Source organism: Flavobacterium sp. W22_SRS_FK3, from assembly GCF_052113665.1.
GTDB lineage: Bacteria > Bacteroidota > Bacteroidia > Flavobacteriales > Flavobacteriaceae > Flavobacterium.
This window is the reverse complement of the sequence record NZ_JBGQOF010000051.1, coordinates 1-3,064: the sequence shown is the minus strand read 5'-3', so window position 1 is coordinate 3,064 and position 3,064 is coordinate 1. Positions and strand designations below refer to the sequence as shown.

The 3,064-nt window shown below is 37.5% G+C and carries 1 pseudogene; it reads left to right on the top strand.

The features are described from left to right. A pseudogene (locus ACEN2I_RS19820) lies at positions 1–3,064 on the top strand (hypothetical protein); the annotation flags it as partial.

Genomic DNA, 3,064 nt, shown 5'->3' with positions numbered 1-3,064 from the left:
GAGTTGCACCATTGGCAACGGATTATGTTGCCAGCAACAGTGCAGATTTAGCACCAGCAACCAATACACAATGGGATATTTGGGTAAAAGATGCCAATGGCTGTACTTATAAAATTGATGTTACAATTGCAACGGATACAGCTCCGGCGACAGTTACAGCAATCGGATCAGGTTGTTTAGGTACAGCTGGAGGATATTCAATTACTGCAACAACTACAGGAGGAACAGGTACTTTGTTATATAGTATTAATGCAGGAGGTTCATATCAATCCTCAAATATTTTCACTATAACAACAGCAGGCACTTATGTAATTCGTGTGAAAGATGCTAATGGTTGTACTGCAGATAGTGATCCGGTTATTGTAAATCCGCAATTAACATTAAGTGCGGTATTAAATAAGGACATTACATGTAATCCAGCTCCAACAGCTGCACAAATTACATTAACTCCAGTAGGTGGTTCTGGAACATATACCTATACAAGTAATCCAAATACAGGATCTTTTGCAGGCAATGTATTTACAACTAATGCGGCTGGAAACTATATTTTTACTGTTACAGATTCCGGAACAGGCTGTACATATACAACTACATCAGCAATTGCTGTTTCTACCCCAGTAAATCCTGATATTACAGGTGTTAATCAAACACAATCCATTAATTGTAGTGGAGAGAATACAGCTGCAATTGCTATTACAATTGACAATACTAAAGGAATAGCTCCATTTGTATTTAATGTATTTAATACTACTACCAGCACTAATTACGGAACACAGACTTCTGGTTTAGCAGCGGGAGATTATGTGATTACTGTTACGGATGCTAAAGGTTGCACGGATACAGATAATATTAGTATTTCGCAGCCAAATCCTATTGTAGTTGATTATGATGTTGATCCGATTACTTGTGGAGCCGGAGGTGTTTCATTAGGAAGAATTATCGTAAATGGAGTAACAGGTGGAACTCCAAATTATATTTATCATGTTACGGGAGTGAATGGTTATAACCAAAAATTCACAGATCAACCTGGTACTTCACAAGTGTTTGATATCGTTAATTTTGGATTATATGAATTAATTATTACTGACGCTAATGGCTGTCAGCAATTACATCAGAATATCTTGGTTGCATCACCACCAGATGATTTAGATATTACGGTTTCACCATCTCCAGTAGTTTGTTCAGGAACTGGATCTGCGATTGTAGCCGTAAGTTCTTCGCCTACTAGTACCATTGGTGCTGGACCATTTTATTTCAGTTTATATACTGGATCTGTTCCTTCATACCCAACCCCAGGGACATGGTTAGCTGAGGATGCTCCGGGTAGCAAGCAAACAACATTTAACAACCTGATAGCAGGTGTAAAGTATACATTCGTTGTTTATGACGCAGATGCTGCTCATGGAGGTACAGGTACAGGATGTTATTATTTTGAAACTTCTGAATTTCCAATTGGAACAAATTCTACAATTAATGTTGATTCTGTAGTTGAAAATAACATCACTTGTAAAGGTGCTGCCAACGGAAATGTTACCTTTACAATGAATCATTCATACGGTGTAGCTACACCTGTTACATATCAGGTTTATAATTCACAATCAGTTACTCCAATTGGTGGATTAGTTAGTGCAATTATTCCGGCCAGCGGTTCATTAGTTGTCAATAATTTTGGCACATTGCCATTTGGTAATTATTTTATTTTAGTTACTGAAGATGCTGGAGCAACAAATGCAGGTTGTAGTTCAGCATCAGCACCATTTGATATTACAGAATCTGCTATCGATTTGTCTGTTACAGCTTCAAAAATTAAAAATGTTAATTGTAATGAAGACGGTGTAATTGCTGCTCAGGCTAAAGACGGAACAGCACCTTACACATATCAATATTTATTAGACTCAGTTACTGCACCAACATCAGGTACAGCTGGTTGGACGGGAAACACCACTTTTTCAACAAGTGTGACAGGAGATTATATTGTTTATGTTAAAGACGCTTATGGGTGTATTAAAACAGCAGCAGTAACATTAGATGCAGACGATGCTCCTACAGTTACGCCACCAGCTGCTCCAATTTGTTATGATGGCAGTACGCCTTTTACAATTACTTATTCAGGAACAGTTGATCCTGATGTAATTGGAGGTGCAACTTATAGTGTAAACGGAAGTGCTTTCCAGGCTTCTCCAAGTTTTACATTTAATGCTTCAGGAACTTATAATTTAGTAATTAAAGATGGAAACGGCTGTACTGCAGATGTTGATTATATCGTTTACCCTAAGTTAAACTTATCAGCATCATTGACAAAATTATTAGATTGTACTGCTTCACCTAATGCAACAATTACTTTGACTGCTATTGGAGGTAACACTATTCCTTCAACAAATTATACATATGAAGTTTCGTACAATGGTGGAGGTTTTGTCTCTGCATCTAATCCTTATTCAGCTGTTGCTGCAGGGAATTATGTATTCAGAGTTACGGACAATAACAACTCTACACTTTGTCAAGCGACTACAAGCTTTGATTTAGATGCTATTCCGACTACATTATTTGATACTTCAGTAACAAATGTTAGCTGTAATGGTGGTTCTGATGGAACTATAACAGTAAATGTAACAGGTGGCGAAGGACCATATAAATATAGTTTAGATGGTGGTGTGACAGAACAGACAAGTAATTTATTTTCAGGTTTAAGTGCGGGTACAGCTTATGTTGTAACAGTACGCAATGCCAGAAATTGTACTTTAGATTCTGCTCCTATCACCATCACCGAGCCAGGAGTTCTAAGTGCTAGTGCTGATGTAACGCCATTTGGATGTAACATTGGTAATGCACCACAGCCAGCAGTTGTTACGGTAACGGCAAGTTCAGGTACGGCTCCATATACTTATAATTTTGATGGTTCTGCTACTTATATAGCTGATAATACATTGATTGTTACAGATAATGGAAGTACGCAAACTATTAACTATTCTGTAAAAGATGCAAAAGGCTGTATATTTAGCGGCAGCACTACAGTAGCTCCATATATACCATTAACAGATATTACTTTTGCAGTAAGTACTGC